The sequence below is a fragment of the Variovorax sp. Soil_C_33 genome (assembly GCF_057656935.1).
This window is the reverse complement of record NZ_JBDGJK010000042.1, coordinates 1-926: the sequence shown is the minus strand read 5'-3', so window position 1 is coordinate 926 and position 926 is coordinate 1. Positions and strand designations below refer to the sequence as shown.

Annotated in this window: 1 protein-coding gene; it reads right to left on the bottom strand. The window is 71.5% G+C overall.

Annotated elements, in window-relative coordinates; translation table 11 throughout:
* Window positions 1–926: L-idonate 5-dehydrogenase (locus AC3A6B_RS29820; RefSeq protein WP_487840239.1), on the bottom strand; the 926-nt coding region annotated here is incomplete at both ends.

Below are 926 nucleotides of genomic sequence, written 5' to 3'. Positions count from 1 at the left end.
GGCTTCACGTCGACCAGCCCCTTGTTGAGCAGCTCCACCGCCACCGCGAACTCCTCGTGGAAGCGGAAGGCCCCGCGCAGGTCGAACTCCTTGGCCACGATGGTGTTGATCGGAAGCTGCATCTCGCCGCCCAGCCCCAGCTGAACGATGATGCCGCGCGGGCGCAGCGCATCGAAGGCGCCGACCAGCGCGCGCTGGTTGCCGCTGGCTTCGAACAGCACGTCGAAACTGCCTTTGTCCTTGGCGAAGCGCGCCAGGCCATCGGGCTCCTCGGCCACGTTGACGACCTCGTCGGCGCCCACCTTGAGCGCCTTGCCCAGCGTGTGCGCGCCGACGTCGGTCGCCACGATGTGGGTGGCGCCGGCGCGCCGCGCCGCGATGATGGCCAGCGCGCCGATCGGTCCGCAGCCGGTGACCAGCACGCTCTTGCCCAGCAGCGGGCCGGCGCGGCGCACCGCATGCAGCGCCACCGACAGCGGCTCGGCCATCGAGCCCTCGCCATCGCTCACCGTGTCGGCCAGCCGGTGCGCCTGCCAGTGCTCCACCACGATCTGCTGGCGGAAGGCGCCCTGCACGTGCGGGGTGCGCATCGCGCTGCCGTAGTAGCGCATGTCCAGGCAGTGGTTCTGCAGGCCCTGCTGGCAGTAGCGGCACAGCCCGCAGGGGCGGCTCGGGCTGATGGCGACGCGCTCGCCGGCCGCGAAGCCGCCCGCGCCGTCGCCCACGGCCTCGATCACGCCGGCCACTTCATGACCCAGCACCATCGGCTCCTTGATGCGGATGGTGCCGAAGCCGCCATGCTGGTAGTAGTGCAGGTCGGAGCCGCAGATGCCGCCGCAGCGCACGCGCACCTGCAGCTGGCCGGGGCCGAGTTCGGGGGTCGCGACTTCTTCGACGCGCAGATCGCCGGGGGCGTGGATGACGAG